At 42.0% G+C, this 23340-nt stretch carries 15 protein-coding genes; 4 read left to right on the top strand and 11 right to left on the bottom strand.

The window, feature by feature from the left end; all coding sequences use genetic code 11:
• Positions 1–32: 32 nt before the first annotated feature.
• From DFQ12_RS09710 to DFQ12_RS09695, 4 genes are all read right to left on the bottom strand, one after another.
• Entirely contained in the window at positions 33–929 is an 897-nt protein-coding gene (locus tag DFQ12_RS09710) for an alkaline phosphatase family protein (protein WP_120258727.1), read from the bottom strand.
• Between the two features lie 128 nt (positions 930–1057).
• The gene (locus tag DFQ12_RS09705) at positions 1058–1792 is read right to left on the bottom strand and encodes an HAD family hydrolase (protein ID WP_120258726.1); all 735 of its coding nucleotides are present in this window, start codon (positions 1790–1792) and stop codon (positions 1058–1060) included.
• Positions 1785–3029 (bottom strand): MFS transporter, encoded by a 1245-nt coding sequence (locus DFQ12_RS09700; protein WP_244211706.1) that lies wholly within the window; start codon positions 3027–3029, stop codon positions 1785–1787. The genes DFQ12_RS09705 and DFQ12_RS09700 overlap by 8 nt, the downstream gene beginning before the upstream one ends.
• Entirely contained in the window at positions 3029–4123 is a 1095-nt protein-coding gene (locus tag DFQ12_RS09695; RefSeq protein ID WP_120258725.1) for a zinc-binding dehydrogenase, read from the bottom strand. Before DFQ12_RS09695 ends, DFQ12_RS09700 begins: the two co-directional genes overlap by 1 nt.
• Positions 4124–4904: 781 nt before the next feature.
• Here DFQ12_RS09695 and DFQ12_RS09690 point away from each other — a divergent pair.
• Positions 4905–5813 (top strand): hypothetical protein, encoded by a 909-nt coding sequence (locus DFQ12_RS09690; RefSeq protein ID WP_120258724.1) that lies wholly within the window; start codon positions 4905–4907, stop codon positions 5811–5813.
• 157 nt (positions 5814–5970) lie between these two features.
• Here the strand turns inward: DFQ12_RS09690 and DFQ12_RS09685 are convergent, their stop codons facing one another.
• The 7 genes from DFQ12_RS09685 to DFQ12_RS09655 form a co-directional block, all read right to left on the bottom strand.
• Positions 5971–7443: a TlpA disulfide reductase family protein gene (locus DFQ12_RS09685; protein WP_120258723.1), complete on the bottom strand. Its 1473-nt coding sequence runs from the start codon at positions 7441–7443 to the stop codon at positions 5971–5973.
• An 11-nt stretch (positions 7444–7454) separates the two neighbouring features.
• Positions 7455–8858, bottom strand: a complete 1404-nt coding sequence (locus DFQ12_RS09680; RefSeq protein WP_120258722.1) for a RagB/SusD family nutrient uptake outer membrane protein — start codon at positions 8856–8858, stop codon at positions 7455–7457.
• A gap of 12 nt (positions 8859–8870) precedes the next feature.
• Entirely contained in the window at positions 8871–11651 is a 2781-nt protein-coding gene (locus DFQ12_RS09675) for a SusC/RagA family TonB-linked outer membrane protein (RefSeq protein ID WP_147420374.1), read from the bottom strand.
• Between the two features lie 21 nt (positions 11652–11672).
• Positions 11673–12371: a carboxypeptidase-like regulatory domain-containing protein gene (locus DFQ12_RS09670; protein WP_120258720.1), complete on the bottom strand. Its 699-nt coding sequence runs from the start codon at positions 12369–12371 to the stop codon at positions 11673–11675.
• A 31-nt stretch (positions 12372–12402) separates the two neighbouring features.
• The gene (locus DFQ12_RS09665; RefSeq protein ID WP_120258719.1) at positions 12403–13509 is read right to left on the bottom strand and encodes a FecR family protein; all 1107 of its coding nucleotides are present in this window, start codon (positions 13507–13509) and stop codon (positions 12403–12405) included.
• 88 nt (positions 13510–13597) lie between these two features.
• Positions 13598–14164: an RNA polymerase sigma-70 factor gene (locus DFQ12_RS09660; RefSeq protein ID WP_120258718.1), complete on the bottom strand. Its 567-nt coding sequence runs from the start codon at positions 14162–14164 to the stop codon at positions 13598–13600.
• Positions 14165–14343: 179 nt separating this feature from the next.
• Complete coding sequence (locus tag DFQ12_RS09655) at positions 14344–17070, bottom strand: DUF5695 domain-containing protein (protein WP_120258717.1); 2727 nt, start codon at positions 17068–17070, stop codon at positions 14344–14346.
• Between the two features lie 708 nt (positions 17071–17778).
• On the opposite strand from DFQ12_RS09655, the gene DFQ12_RS09650 reads away from it, so the two are divergent.
• From DFQ12_RS09650 to DFQ12_RS09640, 3 genes are all read left to right on the top strand, one after another.
• Positions 17779–19554, top strand: a complete 1776-nt coding sequence (locus tag DFQ12_RS09650) for a DUF885 family protein (protein ID WP_208642492.1) — start codon at positions 17779–17781, stop codon at positions 19552–19554.
• 20 nt (positions 19555–19574) lie between these two features.
• Positions 19575–20996 carry an APC family permease gene (locus DFQ12_RS09645; protein WP_120258716.1) on the top strand — a complete coding sequence of 474 codons (1422 nt, stop codon included), beginning with the start codon at positions 19575–19577 and terminating at the stop codon, positions 20994–20996.
• A 73-nt stretch (positions 20997–21069) separates the two neighbouring features.
• Positions 21070–23313 carry a S9 family peptidase gene (locus DFQ12_RS09640; protein WP_120258715.1) on the top strand — a complete coding sequence of 748 codons (2244 nt, stop codon included), beginning with the start codon at positions 21070–21072 and terminating at the stop codon, positions 23311–23313.
• The last annotated feature ends 27 nt before the right edge of the window (positions 23314–23340 follow it).

Below are 23340 nucleotides of genomic sequence, written 5' to 3'. Positions count from 1 at the left end.
TGTGTACGACAACAATTTGTTCGCCCTATTTTTTATTTGAAAATTTCAGTAGGGGCGATGCCAGTCCATGATTTAGGGATATTTTTCAGGCCAAAGATTTTGGCTAAGATCCACGAGGTATTTCGGTTACTGTTAAAAAAAGCAGGTGTATTGCCCAGATTTTTTATCTTTTTGCCTGTGATACCAAAAGGGACTTGCATCTCGTTCATTGTCACTCCGCCATGGCCTTTGGCAATACCACCATGATCTGAAAGCAGCAGAAAATAACTGTCCTCATACAGATGATCGTCTTTTAGTTGTTGGACAAAACGACCAATTTCGACATCGACTTCTTCTATTGCGGCAATGTATTGCGGTGACATCCAACCATGCTGGTGGCCAGCGTGGTCGACGTGAACACTGTATAAAAATACCAAAGTGGGATCATTCTTATTGTCACAGATAAATTTTAATGCTTTTGCGTAGTTGCTTTGATATTTGTCATTTTCTTCAAAGGAAACTTCGTCAAGATATTTTTTGTTGATTGGATTGATGAGTTCTGCCCAGTTGTAATAGAATGCAGTCTTGGCTTTTGGCTGTTTATCTTTCAGTGCCTTAAATATCGAAGGAGTATAACCATTGGCGTCTGTTTCTATTGCTTTGAGGGGATGCTTCGCCAAGGTCCAATTATTGGCGGTGATCCCATGCTCTTCGGGACCTTGTCCCGTAAGATGACTTGTCCAATTTGGCAGCGTCACTGAAGGGATCACAGGTCTACTGCTGAGGGTAATAAGTCCCTTTTTAAAAAGCATATCAATATTGGGATGTTTGGATCCATTGAACCCTTCTGTACTGAAACCATCCAAACCGATGACAATAATACGTTGGGCGTTTACATTCAAGCATACAGCGAGCAAGAATAGCGAGAGTAGAGATTTTAATTTTATCATTTTTAGGTTATTAAATGTTTGTTTTTAACAATTGCAATGGATAGTTTAAGTTGATTTTTTTTATTGAAACTCATGGATACAGTCGACGACTATATCTGCGTAGGATCAGTAGCTTAGTTATTTAATTTTTATAAATTGATATGTTGGATAATTTCAATAATTTCTTTCGGTTCTTTGATCAATTTGTCGTGCGGCAATACGCTCAATTCCTGTTGATTGTGTGAACCATATAATGACCCGACGTTGCAATACACATTTGCGCTATACCCCGATTGCAGATCGGAAGGGGTATCTCCTAAATTGATTACCTCTTTGGAGTCCGAGATACCACACTTTTGCATGGCTAGATGAATCATTTCTGGTGATGGCCGGCCGTTGATAACATCTGAACTTGTTACAGAGCAGTTGATGATATGGTTTCCAGTTTTATCCAGATTGACATAATCGCTGTTTAAGCCATTATCCCAACCCAGTTTATTGAGGATGATATCCGTTACTTTACGGTAAAAGCCTGTTGTCAGCGCCACTTTGATATCATTTGATCTACAAAATTCAAAAACATCCAATACACCTTCGTAAGGTTTGGCTCCACGCGCACGATAATGGTCCTCTAATATCTTGCAGAAATATTGATAAGACTCTTGCACTTTATTTTGGTAGTAAGGATGGCTTTCACCAATTTCTTCTTTCCAGATTGTTTCGAATACCAATATTTTGGACCAGCCCATCATACTATTGATCTTCTCCGAAGAAATGCTTAGGTTGGTGGCCACTATTGCTTCGTAAAAACATTTTTCAACTTCACGGTTATCTTGGACGGTTGTTCCAGCCATATCGAAGATGGCTAATTTAATTTTACTCATTACAATTAATTATAGGATTGTTTGTTTTGACAAAGCTTATGATTGTTGCACATATTGCGCATATCAGGGCAACAAATAGAAATATATTGGCTGTATTGCCAGTGTAATCGATCAGTTTACCAAATAAGGGTTCGCCAACAGCGGCAAAAACGTAAGCGAACATATTCATGACACCGATGCCTGTTCCCACGAGTTTTGTTCCCAATAGGTCCGGACATAAAGTCCAGAAATTGGCTTGAGGACCATACACGACGAAACCTGAAATAAACATGAGTATACCCATCAAAAGATGGTTATGAATAGGTATACAATAGATTAGGATGGCAATAAAGCTACTGACGATCATACCTGTGGCAATAGACTTACTTCGGTTTTTATTGAAGAGGAGATCGGAGATATAGCCAAAAGAAACAGCACCCAAAGCCATACCTATTGGAATAAGGAGCGTAAGCCACATATTGCCCGCAGAGTCTTTGTAGTTGTTGCCTAGAAAGTGGATGGGTACCCAAAAGATCAAACCATAACGGGCCATGCTTTGGAATCCGATGGCAAAAGAGGCAATCATAAAGTTGCGGTTCTGAAAGACCTGTTGATAGGATTTTTTCCAGTTACTTTGTTTTTGGGGAGATACTTCCTCGTCCTGGTTTGCATATCCTTTTTTTGCTGGTGAGCTATAGGCAACAAGCAGAAAAATTAGCAAGGCGAAGGCGAGAAATAAAATGGGGTATCTGAATAGTGTACGCCAACTTTGCTCCTGTTGGACGAGAATCAATGCCATGAAAAAGGTTAAGACCGAGGAGCTCCCGGCGGCCATGGTATAAAATCCAAAGGCTTTACCGCGTTCAGAACTGTTCCACCAGTTGGCAATCAGCTTGCCGCCAGAGCCCCAGGCCATGGATTGAAAATAACCGTTTAATGTCCAAAGGACAAGAATAGCGGTATAGGAATTCGCAAAGCTGATGGATAGATTACATAAAATAGAAAATCCGCCGCCGGTGACAATCATCATTTTTGGGCTCCAACGATCGGCAAGGTTCCCGTTGATCAGCTGACCGATGGCATAGCCCATCAACATGGCAAAACTAATCCAGCCTACCTGCTGAAAGCTGATGTCGAGCTCTTTGGCAATACCTCGGGCTGCCCACCCAAAATTGTGACGACCCGTGTAAAAAAATAGGTAGCAAAACATGGTGACAAACAACATCTTCCACTGATCTCTTCTGAAATGCTTTTCCATTAGATCTGTTCTGTTGAAGGTTGAATGTATAAGCCTGCCCGAATGGGTTTATGATTTATGGCATAATCTATGGCAGAATTGACTTCTGTGAGCGGAAATTCACGTTCTATGAGTGACTCAAAAGGATATTTTCGCCAGTTATCGATGATGAAATCTACGGCTGTGGAGAAATCTGTATAGTTGTAATTATGCAGTCCTTTGATCGAAAGCATCTTCCGAATTACTTTTTCAGCATCTATTCGTGTCTCACGTTGATTAAAGACAGCTCCTACGAGGACTGCACGACCATGAAGTCCCAATGTTTCGATGCCAAGTTCCATGGCATCGGGCGAACCGCTCATGTCGATAAATCTATCAATCGTGATATCTTGTAAGATATGACTGTCCGCTGTATCACGGAGGTTGATGATATGACTGGCACCAAAACGCTTGGCCATTGCTAAACGTGCGGGGTTTACATCAGATGCGATAATGTTTTTTGCACCCAGTTCTTTACACATGGCAATAGTTACTAAACCCAATAATCCAATACCGGCAACATGTACATTTTTTTCAGTAATGGTATGAGCGAGCCTTAAGGCGCCTGCGGAAGTCGCGATGGCGCAATTGATTGTTGCTGCTACACCCAATGAAATTTCTTTCGGTAGCACGCGTATGCAGGTGTGTGGACGGAGGATTATATGTGTGGCCAATCCACCATGCAGATCGTCGTGTTCCGTAATCTGGCGATGACCATATTTATAGAGCCTTTCATTCTTTTGCGGTATCTCAGGTTGATAACTCGCTGTATTGGGATCACTGGCAAAAACTGTCCAGGTGACAAGATCTCCAGCCTGAAGCTGGTTGCCCTCGACGTCAGTTCCGCTGTGTGTAGCTGATATTTCTTCGATTACGCCGACGATCTCATGCCCCAGGATGGTGGGGCAGGGCTCATTACGCAAACCACAGTAGGTATGGAGGTCGCTTCCACAGAGTGTGGTATAGCGTATGTTGACCAATATTTCTCCATCATTTAATTCCGGAATAGGTTTATAAACTTTAGCAAGGGGCGTATTCGCATTGCTGAAAACGTAATATGTTGCTAATTTTTTCATTTGATATAAATATATGGAAGTTTTGTAATACTAAACAAAGTTTATTTATACTATATTTTATAGAACACTAAGCTTTACCCCAACTTGGCTACGTATGCCATCATATTCGACTTGCGAAGGACGTTCTGGTGAGCCCGGATAGTATTAGAATCTTGTGTTCAGTAGATTGTTACTTTTGGCAAATATTCATTCGGAGGGCAGTCCGTGTAAGGAGATAGATCGACCTTCCCGCTGATCATTAATGAATTTATCGGATAAGTTGCTCCTCTTTGCCTGAAGTTGAATCGGTAGGCAGATGATGACCATTAAAATGGGAATAATTGTTATGCTCTTCATAATCTAGTGAATATGAAGCAAAATTAGTTAATGTTTAGTTTTGCTAAATATATGTTTAGTATAATTAATAATTTGATAATTTTGTCCTTTAATTATTAATAATTACTTAAGCTTCGCTAAACATTGGCGTCATGGATGGGTATCATTAGTATTCCAAAAAAGTTAACTACAGAGAAGCGGAAATCGATAGGAGCAATGGATCTTTGGATAATCGTTTCAATACCAATAGCACGATTGCTTATTTGGAAGTTTAGGGAATTTGTGAAAAAACAGTACTGCCTCTATTAACTTTCACATGTATCTTTCTTGTTCACAAACAACACGAATCTTAAAGGAAAGGCGACGAATGTTAAATGGCTATCCATTTCAGGGATGAATATTTCTATATTTAAAAAATTCATTATTTCTTTCTTTTATGAAAAAACACCTCTTACTCGTACTAGTTATGCTAGTAAATACAATAGCGATGGCGCAAAATGCAGCATCCGAGAAACATTTGCATAAAGCATTTGAAGCGATAAAAAACCGCGATACGAAGGCTTTCAAAACATTGTGGCCCGATCAAAAAACATTTTCCGAAATCATTATCAGCAGTGGGGATTTTGATGCCCGTACGTCCGACCTAGCCGAGGTGTACAACGAAAGCAGATATTATAAAATGATGGGAAAAATATTGGAAGATTTTTGTGAGATTAAGAACGGGGAAATCAACTGGCAAGATTTGTACATCCAAGAAATCAAATCGAATAACAATAATGCCGAAAATTATGAGGGTATTATGGAATACAGCGGTTTTATCTGGGTCAAAAGCAACAGGAACAAAGAGGAGAATTATGTGTTGCGCTATGTTGATTTAATTCAATTCAAAGAGCAATGGTATGGCGGTTTGTTTAAAGATCTAAAAGCCTTCGATGGTAATTTTAAAGATTTTGTTGCCGCAGAAGAACCGGGCGAACCTATTGCTGCTGAAGCTGCTGAAGCGGCAACTGCTGCCTCAGAAGCGGTAGAAGCAGCGGTTGATAGCGCCGCAGCTATAGTTGAATTACCATTGCTGGAGCAAACTACTTTTTCAACCACCATTAATGGCAGAAAGATGATTCTTAATTGGAAAGTAAATGGGTGGAAAGAAGATCCTTCGTACGATCAAACCACTTATCAATATCAAAACAAAGAGGAGCAATCTTTTGCTGAAATCGTCGCATTGGAAAATGGATATTTGCTATTTATTGAAGAAGATCGTAAAAACTTCTTCCGAATTAAAAATACATATGGAAGCTTAAGCGGATTTTGGTTTTCTACACAAGTAGGAAAAGAAATTCCAGTAACCTTTGCCAGTACCGAAGCGAAGAAATAGATATAAAGTGAAAACATTTGATGTTACCCCAGGTTTGCAAAGTAGCCCAACTTAGCAAGTGGGGCATCAAACACCGAAAATTGCTCCGTAAGCATGAAGTGAGTGAATAAAAATAGGAGCTGTGTATGTCTGCCTCTGGATAGAGGCAGACAGATTATTAGCCTTTGTAAGGTTTTTTAGCAGCTTCTATCAATTCTTTCATTTCGAGTTTGATATAGTCCACGTTGGGCGTTGATCCAGTAAGAAAGTATCGGATATTTCCTTCCTTATCAATAATAAATTTAGCCGGGATACCATTGACACCATATTCGGCAGCCATGACTTTTCCTGTCTGTGGATCTTTTTGATCGTCGTACAGCACCTCAAATGGATAGTTGTTTTTTGTGATAAAGGATACCACATTTTCTTTGTAATTCTTATCCCGCTCCCACGTATTCATAAATAAAAATTGTACTTCTTTATCGTTTGCATAAGATTCTTGCGCAGCCTTCATTCCCGGAAAAGAGCGTACACAGGGCTGACACCAGGTTGCCCAGAAATCCAAAATCACAACTTTTCCTTTTAAACTGGCCAAGGATACCTTTTCACCCTTTAGATTGAGTAGTTCGAAATTGGGGGCCGGTTTAAAGGTGGCCATCTCTTTGATATGGTTGCGGATGTTTTGTGTTAACTCCGTTCTCAGGGAAGCATTGAACTGCTCATAACCTTGGGCTGATCCGTTCAATTCGGTATATAATCTTTTAAGATCATCCTCAACGGCAAACTGTCCTTTGGCATATAACTTTGTTAATATATTATAAGCCTCAAGCTTTCTACCTGTCCCCATCAGCGATTTATAATAAACCATCGCCAAACCATCGGCCTGCTCCGGCGCTGCTTTCAGCGCATTTTCGATATATTCGACAGCCTCAGTGAATTTCTTTTGTGCAACAAGAATATTCACATAAGCCGACATCGAACTGGCATAGCCCATCGCCGCAAAGCGGGCTTTATTGTCCTTTTGTTCTTCGGGCAGCGTGAGGTAATAATAACTATCATCCATAGCGGTCTTCAAAAGTGGTGCAGCAGTCGTCGTATCGCCTGCCTTCAGGAGGATCTGACCCACTGGAATATAACCATTTCCACGCCAGAATCTTTCTTTCATTTCGCCCAGATAATGAACAGCTTTTTGGGCATTTCCATCATTGGCAAAATTCTGCGCCAAATTGGCCAAAACGTAATCATAGGTCAGTGGTTCTTCACTGAAATTTTTAACAGGCCATTTTTTGATCAGTTCAGTATACGCTTTCTCTTTCGCCGTAGACGTGCTTGCATTGTAGAAAACATCCGTGATAAAGGCATCCCGTGTTATTGCGCCCTTTGGGTATTTTTTCTTGGCAATATTTTCAACGGTAGCCATTTCGTTTTCTTTGTCCAGCGAACGAAGGATATTGATGGTCGTACGATAGTCCGCTTCCGTTTTGTAACCTTTGACTTCTGCAAGTAATGTTTTGGCCAACGAATCTTTCTGTACCAATGTGCCTTTCTCAATAATGGGAAGGTATTGTTCGTATCTATTCCCTGTTTGTTGTTGCGCATAACCTACTGTCGTTGCGAGCAGGAGTGCGAGTGTTAAAGCTTTTACTTTCATGGTTTTCTGTCTTATTTTTCAACATTCTGTTTAATTGACCCGTTGCCCGGATTCTCCGTTGCTCCTAATGGAAAGGGCATAATCCATAGGTGTGATGTTGGGCTCAGTTGGACCACCTTGCCATCGATCGTTTTGCGCAGTGTTGTCGCAAAAGCACTTTCTTTGTTGAGGCGTTTGTAGTCAGCAAAAGGGATAATGGAATGGATCAGTTCATTCTGTTTAAGTTGCTGTATTTTTTTTATGGCGTCAGTGGCATTTTGTGCGGTCAGGTCCGTATAGTTTGCGGCAAGGATCCTTGTCTTACGGACTTTGTTGACGAAATCCATGGCCTTTTGGATATTTCCCCGACGCGCCTGACATTCTGCGGCAATCAGGTAGACTTCGACCGTAGTCAGGCCCTGTGTGTTATAGAACCCGGTCATCGTGCTGGTATAATAGGTGTTGGGCACTACTGTACGCAACTTCCAGCGTGAAGCAAATTTACTGTCTCCTTTTTCAAATCCAGCGGCACGTTCTACCTGCAGGGATAATTCGGAGGCGGTAAAGTTTGGTGATTGGCCATGTCTGAAATAATAATTCTCGACATAGGCAAAATCCATGGGAGTCTTCTTCAATGCATAGTTTGCAGGCTCTTCGATCTGCGATTTATTGGCATTATAGTAGGCTGTCCAGTCATATAGTTTGTCATTGTATTCCAGTGCTTTTTCGCTATTTTCCAACGCATCCTGATAGTTGTCCATTTGTAGGTAGATGCGTGACAGTAATGCGTAGGCCGCTCCTTTGCCCGGATGCAGGATCGTTTGCCCCTGGTTAGGAAGCTTAGGAAGGGCGCTTTTGATATCATTGATCATGTAGTCGTAGATTTCAGCGATAGTGACCTGCTTTGATGGGGCGCCTATATCCGCACTTTCAATCAAAGGGACTGATAGCAATTGGCCCGCCGTCTGGCTGTCATAATCCGCGGCATAATAATTTGCTAATGTATAATAGCTGATGGCCCGGAGTACGCTGGCCGTAGCCATCAGTTCATCCCGCTGTTGGGCTGTGGCTTCAGTCATCGTCGGCCCGTGCTCTAAAATGAGATTGCAGACAGATATGCTCGAATAGGCATAATAATAGGTGCTTTCATCGGAATTGTTGTAGATCTTCCGGTCTTCTTGTTCTTTCCAGTTATAGTTGATGTCCCACAATTTATAATAATTGAGGTTGGCCGGAGAGACAAAACGATCGTTGGGCAAAATAATAGCCTGGGGGATAGGGACCTGGTGAACAGTTGCTTCATCGCGCAACAGTGCTTCAAAATCCGCATAGGTTTGCGGGATTTTCTTGCCTTTGGGCAATATGTCCAAATATTTATTGCAAGAAGCGAAAAATAGAGCGGGCATGATCGCAAGGAGGTATATTATCTTTTTCATAAGAATTTTAAATTAGAAGGTTAGGTAAGCGCCAAAAACATAATTCGGTGTACGATAGCCGCCCAGCATATATTTTGCGTTGCTGGATTTGGTAAACATGGCTACATTTTCAGCGTTGAACTGTAACCTTGCCTGCGCCAGGCGCATCTTTTTTACCCAGTCAGCCGGAAGCCTGTAGGCGAGACTAATATTTCGGATCTGTACATTACGAGCATCCAGGACATTGAGGTCCGCATATTGGTACACGGTGCCACTTGCTGAGTTGTAAAGAGTTGTTTCTTCTGGAAATACCAAACGTGGAATATCGGTCTTCAGTTCGTCACCTTCCTGTTGCCAACGGTTGCGAATATCTTTATTCATCGGTGCAAGGGTCGTAAATGTTAGATAATTGCCGATACCCATATATGGTAGATCTGCGTTTCTGATTTTATGGCCACCCTCGTAAGTGATCATCATTGAAAAATCAAAGTTTTTGTAGGAAAGGCTATTTGTCCAGGAAAGCGTATGTGTAGGTACCTTCGTACCTGCATAGACAATCGATTCCAGCGTCGTCGGCGTTTGTGTGGTTTTGTTTCCATTTTCGTCGTACACCTGCGGTATTCCCTGCTGATCGAGCCCGGCCCATTTGTAGGCATAAATTGCCTCGTATGGGTTTCCTATGCGGGGATAAGCGTCGGGGTAATCCAATTGTAGGATATAAAATGGTGCTTTGACATTGACATAAGTAACTTTGTTCTTGTTGTATGCATAAAGAAGGCTGCTGTTCCAGCTGAAATCTTTGTTCTGCAAAATGTTGGCATTTAATGTCAGTTCCAAGCCATGATTGGTCATCTGCCCATTATTGATGGCATAGGTTGAATAGCCAAAACCTTCTGTGGGTACACCCATGGTGGAGGCGAAGAGGTCTTTCCCTTGTTTTCTATAGTAATCTAGGCTTCCCGAAATACGATTTCTGAACAAACCGAAATCCATCCCAACATTCGTAGTGGTTGTTTTTTCCCACGAAAGTGACGGGTTGGGGCGGTCAGAGACCGTACCTTGTGTTCCCCCGACGTGAGAATTGGTATTGTAATACGCTGTCATAAAAGGGGCGACATTTTGCAATATATTGCCGCCGATACCATACGACGTTCTTAGCTTAAGTTGATTTAACCAGTCCAGTTGTATGAAATTTTCCTCACTCAGATTCCATCCGGCACCCACCGACCATATCGGTTTATTCTGATATTTCGAGCTTGTTCCCCATAAATTTGATCTGTCCCAGCGCAAGCTTCCAGTGAAGAGGTATTTTTTGGAATAGGCATAACCAACATTACCATAAAAGGAAACAAAGCGATTGATAGATTCGTATTGACTGGCATTGTCATACTTTTGGTTGAAAGAACCCACGGTACCTATTTTCGGATCGAGCATGGTGTAGGTGAGCGCATCGGGATCAAAATTGTAGAGATTTTGAAGCTGAGAACGCATGCGGTTGTTCTTGATCTCGCTACCCAATATGGCGTTCAGACTGTGTTTTTCGCCAAAGTCCTTATCGATATTGATCTGTTGCCTAAAATTAAATGCATTATTTTTGAGATCCGTTGTTTTATTGATATTGCCATTGGGCATCATCATTGTCGCTTTTCCATCCGCAATTAACGCGAATTGATTGACTCTCGATCGCGTATAATAGGAGTTTTTCCCGTAGAGAAGCTCGAGTTTTTTATTGCTGATTTCATACTGAAAAGAGGTGGAATAGCTCAGCCAGTCTGTAATCTTCGCATTCAATTTGATGAAACTTCGGTTGGAGAAGCCACTGGACTGTTCGATATTGTTTTTTATCTCGTCCAATGGGGTGATGTCTAAGGTATTAAGGCCATATTGGTTGATGCTCTTGATAGTTGCCTGGCTCATATAATCGGCCATATAAGCAGTATAATTACGACCGTCGCTATTTTTTAATTGATTGTAAGGCAGAAAAGAAAATCCGGGTGCTAGCGCATCATAAGTTTGCCTGTCATCATCCGCATAGTTGAGAAATGAACTCATTTCTACTTCCAACCATTTATTGATCTGGGTGATATTCCGGAGATTGATGCCTAGATTTTGGTTTTTACTGAAACGGTCTTCCAGGAGGTCCTTTTTGTAGGTCGTCGAAAAGTAGAATTTGCTCTTTTCCGTACCACTGGAAAGGTTCAGGTTGTACTGCTGTGAAAAAGGACTCCGTTTAGCATAGTTGGCGACATCGTCATAATAACGATAACCCTGTTGGGAGAGACGGTCCAATTCGGCATTCATTTCGGATTCATTGAGCTGACCGGCGTATTTTTTGAGGATCGTGCGAATACCAAGGCTTCTGTAAGACATATCGTCTAAAGTACTTTGCGCCTGTGCTGGCGTCATTGTTTTTAAATTTGGATTTTGCTGTGCCCATTCCCGTTCGATGCCGATCATGTCCGCGGATGATGCCAGACGATCCGTATTAAAATAATAGGGGTTATGTGTCAGCGTTGCTGAAACATTGATTTCAGTCCCTTTATTTTTTCCCTTTTTTGTGACGATAATAACAACCCCATTGGCTGCGCGTGCGCCATAAATAGATGCTGCGGCCGCATCTTTTAAGACGGTAATGGACGCTATATCTTCCAAATTGAGGTCAGGGAGATTTTCTACGACGTTGCCATTGAAATCCATGCTTGTATTGTCTACGGGGAAACCATCGATAACATATAGGGGCAAGGTAACTCCTTTCATAGAGGTTGTTCCACGAAGTAGGCCATTGTGGTAACCTGCAATACGGCCTTCCAGCAAGCTTCCGAGGTTGTTGAGCCGCTACTGTTGCAGGCTATTTTTCGGTAGGCTGGAGAATGCCCCTGTAGCGCGTTCTTTGGCAATAGTCTGATATCCCGTATTGATGGTCACATCAACTTCCGAAAGACTGGTATTGCTTGGCTTGAGCACGATCGTAGCGGATTCTTCATTGACATTAATTTCAAGGGTCTCGTAACCCAAGAATGATACAGCTAGCGTGGCGCTACGCTGCGGTGAAGTCAACTCAAACTGTCCGTTTTGATTAGACTTTGTCGAGATATTCGTGTTTTTAATTTTTACCGTTGCACCACTGAGCGGGATTCCCGCAGCATTTGAAATTTGGCCGTGCAATTTGTACTGTTGGCTTGGCGCCGATGCTGCTGTAGAAATTGATTTTCCGGCAGGTGCATTTTTTAATAAAATGGTGTTTTTGACAATCTTGTACTGGATGTTGTTGGCCGTAAATGTCGCATCCAGGGCCTCCTTGAGCGAGACATCGTTGAGGCGAAGTTTAACTTTTGGAATAGTCAGCTGTGCCTCATCATAGACGAAATGGTAGGCCGATTGTTTTTCAATCTGTTTCATGACAGAAAGAGCTGATTCGTTATTGGCCTGAATGTTAATCTGTCCAAAACTGTAGGAACTGCACAGTACCGAAAAGCCATAGAGTAGCACGGCCCTGGCTTTTTTGTTAAGCCTGGACGAATAGGTTTGTTTCATAGTAGGTGTGGGGTTAAGTTATCTGTTTATGCTATTGTTTTTTGATGGTTAAATACACTTTGTTGTTTTTCATCTGGCCTTGGATGTCAAAATAGGAAAGGATCTGCATGACATCGTCAAGATTTACGTTTCTAGGGATTTCTCCTGTTATCAGGCGGTTTTCGGCAGCTGTCTGGTCAACGACAAAATCAATATTATACCAGCGTTCCAATTCGCGGACAATATTTTTTACCGAGCTCCGTCTGAAACTGAAAAGTCCATTTTTCCAGGCGATAATACCACTGATATCGGTGTTTGCCTTTTGTAGATTTGTATGTGCTGAAGTTTGTTGTCCTGGCTGTAAGATCAGTGATTGCTGCTCTTTATTTTTGCGGGTCACTTTTACCTTTCCATGCACCAATGTGGTGATTGGTGTGAGGTTGTCTGCATAGCTCTGGATGTTAAATCCCGTACCTAGCACCTGAATTTCATCGTTCCCAACGTTAACTTTAAATGGTTTTTTCGGGTTGTGTGCAACTTCAAAATAAGCTTCACCTTTTAAAATGACGGATCGTTCATTGGTACCAAATTTGGCCGGGTAACTGATGGTTGAACCGGCATTGAGCCATATTTTGGTGCCATCTTCCAGTTGAACCTGAAATTGTCCACCACGGGGTGTCTGTAGCGTGATCATCTGATTGCCCGTCGAGGTGCTGAGATCGAGATTGCCTGTATTCAGCTGTACCATGCCATCCCTATTGATCAGTTTGTCTTGTTGACCCAATGCAATTACCGCTCCATTGGGAAGGCGGAGGGTCGCTTGGTCATGCCCCGGTTTTATTGCGGCAAACAGCTCGGTAGCCTGTTGCGTTTCTTTTTCGGAAAGCTCCTGCTGCGTATACTTATATATTCCAAATGCTGAGCTGAGAATGATGAGCGCTGCTGCCGCATATTTCCATACCGAAATACGTTTTTCCTTTTGTGGAAAAAGATGCCGATCCATCGCATCAAGTTGCTCCTGAACAAATTGATCGTCCAATGTCTCGGATGAACTATTTGCTTTGTGCAGATAGAAGCTATGGATGATCCGCAATTCTTCGGGGGATGCTGTACCCGATTTATATTTCCGGAATATTTCTTTTAGTGTTTCTTTCTCCATTCTTTAGGCAGATAGCCATAAGAAGGCTATCTAATAGTAATGACGGCCAAACAGGTAAAAGGGAGTATGAAAAAAATAAAAAAAATGATCAGAAAAAAAAGAAAGAACCAAATTTCGTGCGCAGGATGCGTAAGGCATTATGTACCTGCTTTTTAATTGTTTTCTCGGAAGTAGATAAGAGCGCACTGATTTCTTTATAACTATGACCCTGCTCGCGATTGAGTTCAAAAACCTCCCTGGTACGGGGCGATAGTTTACTCTTTTCCCGTTCGATCATAGCGGCAAGTTCTTTTTCTAATAGGAAGTCATCCGTATAGCAGATCCCCTGCTCTACAAAGGATAAAATATCTTCCCGATATTTTTCAACCACTTCCTGATGGCTAAAATAGTCCATTATTTTATTGCGGATGGATTTGATCAAATAAGGCTCCAGCGACTGGCTGATTTCAATGGATGCTCTTTTATTCCAGAGAACGAGGAAAATATCCTGAACGATATCCTTGCTAAGTTCGCTGTCTTGGGTCATTCGATAAGCATGGCGAAACAGGAGTTCTTTATAACGATCGAACAATTCCCTGTAGGCTAACTCATCGTTGGCCTTTACAAGTTGGAAGAGCGTATCTTCTTTTAAATTGTGGTAATCGTACTGCTGCACCGGGTTGTTGAGTTGATACTAGTTTGTAGAGCTAATTTAGGACATTGTTTTCAAAAATAAAAAACGAAAGTTTTAAAGCCTATTGTCCGATTTTGTATTTACTTCACTTTTTCCTTGTCATGGATCCAATTCGCTGCAAGTTTCATCCGCCTATAGACGGACGAAACTTGCAGCGCGTATTATTTCGTTTTTCTAAGTATCAGCGTGCTGGTAGAAGGGGACAATTCATATCGATTGAATTTATCTTTCTTTTGAGAACCTTCAATTTCATACCCACTCGTTGGATTGATATTCAGCAAAACATTTGGCACAAGAGCGGATTGACTAAATTTCAAGATCACACTTTTATCCTTTTGATTGTATGTTAGTGTTTCGATTTCTCCGGCATCAGTGGTCAACCATAGATTTTCTTTTGCTAAGAAAATGCGGCCTTTGGATGCTGTTTTTATAGCCACTTCGATGTTATCCTTATTCTCTTTAAGATTACCGCTAAATGCCAGCCAGCCAAATTCTGGATGTTCTATGATATAAGTGCCTGAATTGACAGCATAGCCATAAAACCCAGTGCCGTAATCGCCCGAGATACCATCGTTGGCTAGCGTAGACGGGTAGGAATGGAATGCTGCAGGTCCAAAGCCATCAGCAGTGACATTGGCTAGAGCGCCCATCATACCGGCATGGCCCACGCGAAGAAGATAGAAATCATCTGGATGATCCCGGTACTCGGTTAATACAGGGATAGCATTTAAAGCCGAGCCATAATGATGAAGTTGACGCTCGATACGGGATAATTTTCCGCCATAGACAAAATCCCAGTAACGGCGGGCACTGCCGTTATATCCCCAATGTGGCACGGTAGGCATATACGCTAGAATAGCATGTAAGGTAACCCGGGTTTTGTCGTCAAAACCAAAGTATCGGGACCATAAATAGACTTCTTCCTGTCCGGTAGAGTCCCAGGGCATTTCACTCCCAAATGGATAATCAAGGCCTTTCCAATGTTCGGCCCGTTTACGCATCACAGCTTCCAATTGATTCGCTTCCGCTGTTAATCCCTCACGACGTAAATCATGGAGGATAAGCAAAAAGATACTGCCTTCCATTTGTCCAAATTGGGCATAATAGGGTGCTTTTTCGATCATCGCCATGCTTGTTTGAAAAGCACGGTCCAGATAGACATTCCAGCGCTCTTCCTGGACAAGATCATGGTAATCGCGAGCGAGACGATACATGACCCAATGTGCAGCAGCAACATGCGGATAGTTATAAGAACGGCCAATATTATCCGCTTCTTTTTTAGGCCATGCCGACCAGGTCTTCCAGTTGATAGCTGCTTCGTAAGTGCCTGCTGGCATAACGTCAGGCTCATAATAAAATAAACTCTTGACCACGCCATATTTTTGATCACCTTCCTTGTGCTGGATACGACCATATAGGGTTTCATTGACAAAGCGTTTCAATTTTGCGATCTCTGTACGATTTGGTAGCAAGACCTGCTTCATAATCGCCGCTAGCCAACTTGCCGCTCCGGCTTCATCACTCAGACCGGCATACCAAACACGTTGTTCTTGGGTGACTAATTTTTTATCTTCATAATCGTAGCTGATCACAGCGGGAGATCTTCCAAAAAGGTCTTTGTCGTTCTCGTACCACTGTGTGGTCGTCAAGAAATTTCCAAGATCATTTACCACATCTTTCTCTGACTTAATGACTTTATAATGAATGGTTTGTTTGGCCCCATCCTCATAGGTGATGGTCAGCCGTGCTCGTCCCCATTGTTGACCTTTGATCTCATATTGATGCCATTTTTGTGGGGTGTCTTTTTGCTTGATAACACTTAAAGCGCCTTCAGGATAGATAGAAAGGTTTTTAATGGCTTTGTTATGCTTGATAAACAACTTGACAGGATTATCTAATGGAACGACATATCCGGGAGCTCCGATGGCCACAGGCCGGTTATTTTTTAGCAGTGTATTTTCAATTTCTTTGATACTCGGCGCTAGGACAAACTTGAGGGCAAATGTTTTGGATTCATTTGGTTTTAATGGGGTCGAAGTTGCTGTGTTCCATTGTTCTACTCCTTTCCATGCTGTTTCGGCAAGTGCTTTGCTGTGGATCATCCACTCATGGAAACCCTCGAAAGTAATACTTCTGGGCGTAGGATCATCAAGTAAGGGGTTGTAGGCTTCAAATCCGGCATTGCTGTAAGGGATCACCAATAAGCTCGGACCATTTCCATGCAAATGGTTCACTTGGAGATAGCCGGCATCTTTGCCGATGTATGGGTCGAAAAACACATTTTGTGCATGCGCTTGATTCAAATTTTTCTGATCCATATTATTATTGAAAGGGAGAGGTATGCCTAAAGCTCCGATTTCAATAGCTTGATCGGTGGGATTTGTAAGTTGAAATTTCAAGATAAGATCGCCCCCTGCATTCTCCCAACTGCGCTTGACTTTTACGGGAATATCACCTAATGTTGAGCTGATGTCAGCAGCAGCTAAGATGGTTTTGGAAGGAGTCAATTCGATTACTTTCTTGCGGTCTTTGGCCGAAGAATAATGCGACCAATGCGTTTCTCCCTGACGCTTAAGACTGATGTTGATATCACCGATATGAAAGAAATTGTTGCGATCCCGTTTCGCCAACATTTCCACAGGAGTATAGTCGAAAGCAGCATCACCATCTAGTGGTTGTAAGGCTGATAAAGTTTGGGAGTTATTGAGCACCTTTATTTTTAGGTTATCTAAAGCAAAGCTTTTAAATCCTTGATCGATACCCAAAGTTGCAGGTTGGCTTTTAGTAGCTTTCCATACTGGATGCTCGTCCTGTTGGCTAAATACGGGATTGGTCTGCTGGACATAAAGTAAAGTAATCAGGATGTAGTAACTATTCTTTAAATTCATTTTGTCAGGTTTAGAAATCTATTATTCTTTATGGATCAGAAAGTGAACTGGTACAAATTTGATTTATTAGGACCTCTTTTAATTGCCAGATTTTAACCTAAGATGGTCCGTTTTTGATATTTCTATTTAGCGAGTTGTTTTGTAAATAACTAAATACTAAATTTAGTATATATAAATGTATAAATGACATTTAATAGAAATTATTTTCACCTTAGACGATTCATAATTTATGAAACCCATTCAATATCAAGTTCCTATTCCCAAAGATAGGACCGTTTTTATTCAGGAGGATTTGTTGGATAAGTTTTATCCTTATATGAGGTTGGGGTCATGAGGAGTATCAGTTTATCTGGATCAAGGCGGGAACAGGACAGCTATTGGGTAGGGAAGGTTATGATATATATTGCTAATTATAGAAATCTACTGTACGAATAGATTACAAATGTCAATATCCAATAAGTAATTATTAAAAGCCGGTTAGTTTAGCGTTTTTATAGTTGCTTTCTTTGATTAAGGAAATTTTAAATGATTAGAGACCAACCATGGCTGAATTAAATGGGGTCATTGCTGATGCTATTGCTAATCGCATTGACTTAAATTGAGAGCTGCGGCTTAATTCGCATTGCGGGTGCGCACTATGATGGCACACAGAAACAAATATCTCGGGCTTTAAACCGGATCGGTTTCAATAGACAAAAATAAACCTAAATGATGAAGAAAAACAACAATAACCCTAACGTAAAGAGATTTATTGTCATTGGTGTACTTTGTATCGCTTCTTCGCTAACAGATGCCCAAGATATGGATTTGTACCAACACACAACAGCCATTGAGCCTTATATCATCCAATACCGCCATGATCTGGAGGCTGTCAATTATTTTTATGGCCCTATGCCCAAAAATTGGGGATTTCAGCAGTCGGCAGCTTCGCCCGAGCAGATCAATAGACTGCTCAAGATCGATGCGGACTATTTAACTCAATTAAAAGGTTTTGATTATAAAAGATTGAATACCAGTGGTCAAGTCGATTATGTCCTGCTGAACCAAAAAGTGCAGCGACATCAGGAAGAATGCCAAGAGGCATTAGCTTCTTACGAGCGGCTAAAGTCTTACTTGCCATTTGCCGAAAATATTCTTCAATTTGAAAAGCAACGTCGTAGAGGTGCTGCCGTTGTGGGAAAAGATATTGCTATCCTGCTGGAAAAAACGAGGGATCAGGTTGATGAAGTGATCCAAAAGCTAGAAAATGTAACAACAATCGAGTCCGCTGATGTCAATTTCCTTGTCAATATGGTGGAGTCACTGCGAATCCGTTTGGAGAGTGCATTTGATTTCTACAATGGTTATGATCCGATGTTTACGTGGTGGGTGCCCAAATCTTACGAAAGTTTAAACGAAAAATTAATCCAATACAAAAGCGCATTGCCGGCAAAGAGCAATTGGAAAGTGTTTAATGATGGAAGTGATATTGGTGGTCAGCCGATCGGAAAAGTTGCGCTCAACAAAAAACTGCGGGCGGAAATGATCGCTTATGATGCGGATGAGTTATTACGTATCGCTGATAAGGAATGGGCATGGTGCGTGGCGGAGTTATTAAAAGCTTCTCGCGAGATGGGATTTGGAGATGATTGGAAAGCGGCGCAGGAAAAGGTTAAAAATACCTATGTTCCGGAAGGTCAGCAGCCCGGTCTGATCAATGCGTTATATGATAGGGGCCAAGCATTTATCAAAGAGCATGACCTGATCGTTATTCCTGAATTGGCGGATGAAACTTGGGGAATGATCATGATGACACCTGAACGGCAATTGGTCAATCCTTTTTTTACGGGCGGACGTGAGATCAGTATTTCCTATCCGACCAATACAATGACCTATGAGCAGAAGATGATGAGCATGCGGGGGAATAATCCGCATTTTTCATTGGGTACGGTGCAGCATGAACTCAATCCGGGACATCACCTACAATATTTTATGAATAAAAGGTATAAGCCCTATCGTGAGGAAAATTTCAATACGCCATTTTGGACGGAAGGCTGGACCTTATATTGGGAATTGCTGCTTTACAGGATGGGATTTGCAAAGACACCGGAAGAACGTATCGGGATGTTATTTTGGCGAATGCATCGTTGTGCGCGGATCACCTTTAGTATTAAATTTCACTTGGGTGAATGGACGCCACAGCAATGTGTTGATTATTTAGTCAATCAAGTGGGGCATGAACCTGCAAACGCACATGGTGAGGTGAAGCGATCATTTGAAGGCTCTTACGATCCTTTGTATCAATTGGCTTATTTGATCGGCGGCTTGCAGCTGCTGAGTATCAGTGATGAATTGGTAGGATCGGGGAAAATGTCCTATACCGAATTTCATGATCGGGTCATCAAGGAAAATTACTTGCCCATGGAGATGGTCCGGGCGATATTGACAAACCAGAAGCTTGAACCTAACCATCAGGCAAAATGGAAATTTTATAATTTTAAATAAGCGCAATCCAACCCTAAATTATGAGTAATCAGGAAAATAGTCAAGATTTCAAAAAGTCATTGGGTTTATTGGATGCAACGATGCTCGTTGCCGGAAGTATGATTGGCTCGGGGATCTTTATCGTATCGTCGGATATCGCCCGAAATACCGGTTCTGCTGCCTGGCTGATGGTCGTGTGGGTGATCTGCGGATTTATGACGCTGGCCGCAGCCTTGAGTTATGGCGAACTCAGTGCCATGTTTCCGAAAGCTGGTGGTCAGTATGTTTATCTCAAAGAAGCCTATGGGCCGATGGTCAGTTTTACGTTTGGATGGACTTTTTTTGCCGTTATCCAGACGGCTACGATTGCAGCTGTGGGGGTAGCTTTCTCCAAGTTTACAGCTTATTTGTTTCCGGTACTAGATGAAGATGTTTATTTGCTGGTAATAGGGGCCTATCATATTTCTTCTGCTCAAGTGTTGGCTATCTTTGTCATTTTGCTGCTCACCTTGATAAATACAGGTGGTGTAAAGAATGGTAAAACAGTACAGACGGTGCTGACATTGATCAAAATATTAAGTCTAGTTTTATTGGTCATTTTCGGTTTTGCAGCTTTCGATATGGAGGTGTGGAATCAAAATTGGTCTTCAGCGAATAGGTGGAATCTACAGCAATTAAAAGTGGATGGATCGACAGCAGATTATGCCACTTTTGGTGCGTTTGGGGCCATATCTGCTGCAATGGTGGGTGCCTTGTTCAGTAGTGATTCTTGGCATTCATCTTCTGCGGTAGCAGGGGAGATCAAGAAGCCGCAACGTAATATTGGCTTGAGTCTGGCGCTGGGAACGCTGATTGTAACAGTGATCTATATTTTGACCAATTTGATGTATACGGGTGTATTGACGATCGAGGAGATGGCCAGCGCGCCTAAAGATCGCGTGGCCATGCTGGTAGCGCAAGAAATTTTTGGTCCTGTTGGCATAGCCATCTTGGCGATTATGATTATGGTAAGCACTTTTGGCTGTAATAACGGACTGATCTTGGCGGGTGCAAGGATCTATTATTCCATGGCTAAAGATGGTTTGTTTTTTAAGAAAACAGGTACCCTAAATAAGAATGCAGTACCGGCATATGCGTTGTGGTTACAGGCGGCCATCGCCTCGATGTGGTGCTTGACGGGTAAGTATGGCGATTTGCTGGATATGATTACCTGTGTGGTTGTTATTTTTTATGTTTTGTGTATCATCGGCATCTTTTGGTTAAGATATAAACGTCCGGATCTACCGCGACCCTATAGCGCTTTTGGCTATCCTTTTGTACCTGCCGTCTATATTTTGATGGGAATATCGTTTATTATTTTGTTGGTGATCTATAAACCGCAATTTACGTGGCCAGGTATCATCATCACACTTTTGGGGATTCCATTATACTATTTTGTGAAACAGAAGGACCTAAAGACATAAGATTACTTATTTTTAATCCTGCCTGAGCGGAACTAGAGGCAGATCAACATATACGATTAAAAAAACAACACATATGAAGTTAACATTCACAGCTGTTTTATTGATGATATTTCAGCTTTCGACAATTGCGCAAGGGACATTGGAGGATTATAAACGAGCCAAAGAGATCAGAAATTCATTTGGCAAGGTGTATCAGGTACCACAGCAGATTATCTGGTCTGAAAAAGGGGATAGTTTTTCTTATCGGGTGAATCGGAAAGACGGTAAGAGAAGCTTATATCTGGTGGATGCGCTGACGAAGAAGAAAATAGATAGCGATGTTGCTGCGATTGAAATACAGCTATCCGCTCAGCTGGGTAAAGAAGTTAAATTAGGCGTTTTGTGGGGAAGAGATCTGAAAGTCTTGACGGCAAACGAGGTTGAGTTTACGGAAGAGAAAGTGCTGTGGAAGTGGAATGGGCAGGAAAATAAGTTGAGCAGATTGCGTGATATTCCTTCAACAGGTAATGACCGTCGATCGGATGGATATTGGGGAGCACGTTGGGATGATAGTAAGGGTGAATCTGTAGACTCGCCCGATAAGATCTATACAGCGTATATTAAAAATAGTAATGTATATATCAGTAAAAAAGGGGATTCAAAAACTGAGCGACAGTTGACCTTTGATGGCAGTCCCGGAGAGTATTATAGCACCCGTATTCAATGGTCCTATGATTCAAAAAAAGTGGCGGCTTCAAAAGTGAGAAAGGCTGAAATCAGACAGTTGACTTTACTGGAATCTTCGCCAACGGATCAATTACAACCTAAATTACAAACCAGAGACTATAATAAGCCCGGTGATGCTTTGTCACAATATTATCCAACGATTATTGATGTGATAAATGGTCAACTGATCACTGTAGATCCGGCTCAGGTAGCCAATCAATTTTCATTGTCTGCACTGGTATGGAAGGCAGATAATAGTGGAATCACGTTTGAATATAACCAACGTGGTCATCAACGGTACGATGTGATGGAATTGAGTGCTGTGGACGGAAAAACCAGAGCAATTATTTCAGAACGTAGTGCGACATTTATCGATTATAGTGGAAAGAAATACCGGAATGATCTCAAAAAAACAGCTGCCATCATTTGGGCTTCGGAACGTGATGGATGGAATCATCTGTATTTGTTTGATGCGAAAACGGGGGCATTGAAACAGCAGATTACGAAAGGAAATTGGGTGATACGTAAAGTTGTCAACGTGGATGAGGATAACAAAAAGATTATTTTTGAGGCGAGTGGCATGCATAAGGATGAGGACCCGTATCTTGTCCATTATTATACGATTGGTTTTGATGGCAAGGGCCTGAAAGAGCTTACTCCTGAAGCTTCCAATCATCAGGGGACCTTTAATCCTGATCATTCTTTATTTGTAGATCTCTACTCTCGGGTTGACCAAGCTCCGAAGGCCGTACTTCGACGTGTGGCAGATGGGAAGATCGTGATGGATTTGGAGCAAGCGGATATTGCGGATCTGGAAGGTACGGGATGGCGCAAACCTGAAGTGTTCAAGTCGCTGGCGAGAGATGGTAAAACAGATATCTGGGGCATTATAGTCCGGCCACGAAATTTTGATCCCAACAAAAAATATCCTGTGATCGAGTATATCTATGCTGGTCCGCATAGTGCTTTTGTTCCTAAATCATTTTCTGCTAATCCAGCAGGACTCGCTGAACTTGCTGAACTGGGTTTTATCGTTGTGCAGATTGACGGAATGGGAACATCTAATCGCTCGAAAGCATTTCAAGATGTCGCCTGGAAAAATCTAAAAGATGCTGGTTTTCCCGATCGTATTGCCTGGATAAAGGCTGCCGCACTTAAATATCCATATATGGACATTGAAAAAGTCGGTATCTACGGTACTTCTGCCGGCGGACAGTCTTCTGCCGGAGCACTCTTGTTTCATCCTGAGTTTTATAAGGTAGGGGTTTCATCCTGTGGCTGTCATGATAATCGTATGGACAAAATATGGTGGAATGAACAATGGATGGGCTGGCCGATCGGGCCTGAATATGCAGCTTGTTCTAACATCGAAAATGCATATAAATTAGAAGGAAAGTTGCTCTTGATCGTGGGGGAACTCGATGATAATGTGGATCCAGCATCGACTTATCAGTTCGTCAATCAGTTGATTAAACATGGTAAGGATCACGACTTCATTATGGTACCGGGAATGGGGCATTCTTCTGGTGGTGATTTTGGCGAAAAGAAACGTCGCGATTATTTCGTGAGACACTTGCTTGGAGTAGAACCTCCAGCTTGGACGGCTTATTAGCCAAAGTATCTGAAAACTAACGCTCTC

Source organism: Sphingobacterium detergens, assembly GCF_003610355.1.
Lineage (GTDB): Bacteria > Bacteroidota > Bacteroidia > Sphingobacteriales > Sphingobacteriaceae > Sphingobacterium > Sphingobacterium detergens.
Note: the sequence above shows the minus strand (reverse complement) of the source record. Positions and strands in the feature narration are given on the sequence as shown.

Coding starts and splice junctions, on each gene's coding strand:
- DFQ12_RS09710 (WP_120258727.1), bottom strand. CDS start 929: ATGATAAAATTAAAATCTCTACTCTCGCTATTCTTGCTCGCTGTATGC.
- DFQ12_RS09705 (WP_120258726.1), bottom strand. CDS start 1,792: ATGAGTAAAATTAAATTAGCCATCTTCGATATGGCTGGAACAACCGTC.
- DFQ12_RS09700 (WP_244211706.1), bottom strand. CDS start 3,029: ATGGAAAAGCATTTCAGAAGAGATCAGTGGAAGATGTTGTTTGTCACC.
- DFQ12_RS09695 (WP_120258725.1), bottom strand. CDS start 4,123: ATGAAAAAATTAGCAACATATTACGTTTTCAGCAATGCGAATACGCCC.
- DFQ12_RS09690 (WP_120258724.1), top strand. CDS start 4,905: ATGCTAGTAAATACAATAGCGATGGCGCAAAATGCAGCATCCGAGAAA.
- DFQ12_RS09685 (WP_120258723.1), bottom strand. CDS start 7,443: ATGAAAGTAAAAGCTTTAACACTCGCACTCCTGCTCGCAACGACAGTA.
- DFQ12_RS09680 (WP_120258722.1), bottom strand. CDS start 8,858: ATGAAAAAGATAATATACCTCCTTGCGATCATGCCCGCTCTATTTTTC.
- DFQ12_RS09670 (WP_120258720.1), bottom strand. CDS start 12,371: ATGAAACAAACCTATTCGTCCAGGCTTAACAAAAAAGCCAGGGCCGTG.
- DFQ12_RS09665 (WP_120258719.1), bottom strand. CDS start 13,509: ATGGAGAAAGAAACACTAAAAGAAATATTCCGGAAATATAAATCGGGT.
- DFQ12_RS09655 (WP_120258717.1), bottom strand. CDS start 17,070: ATGAATTTAAAGAATAGTTACTACATCCTGATTACTTTACTTTATGTC.
- DFQ12_RS09650 (WP_208642492.1), top strand. CDS start 17,779: ATGATGAAGAAAAACAACAATAACCCTAACGTAAAGAGATTTATTGTC.
- DFQ12_RS09645 (WP_120258716.1), top strand. CDS start 19,575: ATGAGTAATCAGGAAAATAGTCAAGATTTCAAAAAGTCATTGGGTTTA.
- DFQ12_RS09640 (WP_120258715.1), top strand. CDS start 21,070: ATGAAGTTAACATTCACAGCTGTTTTATTGATGATATTTCAGCTTTCG.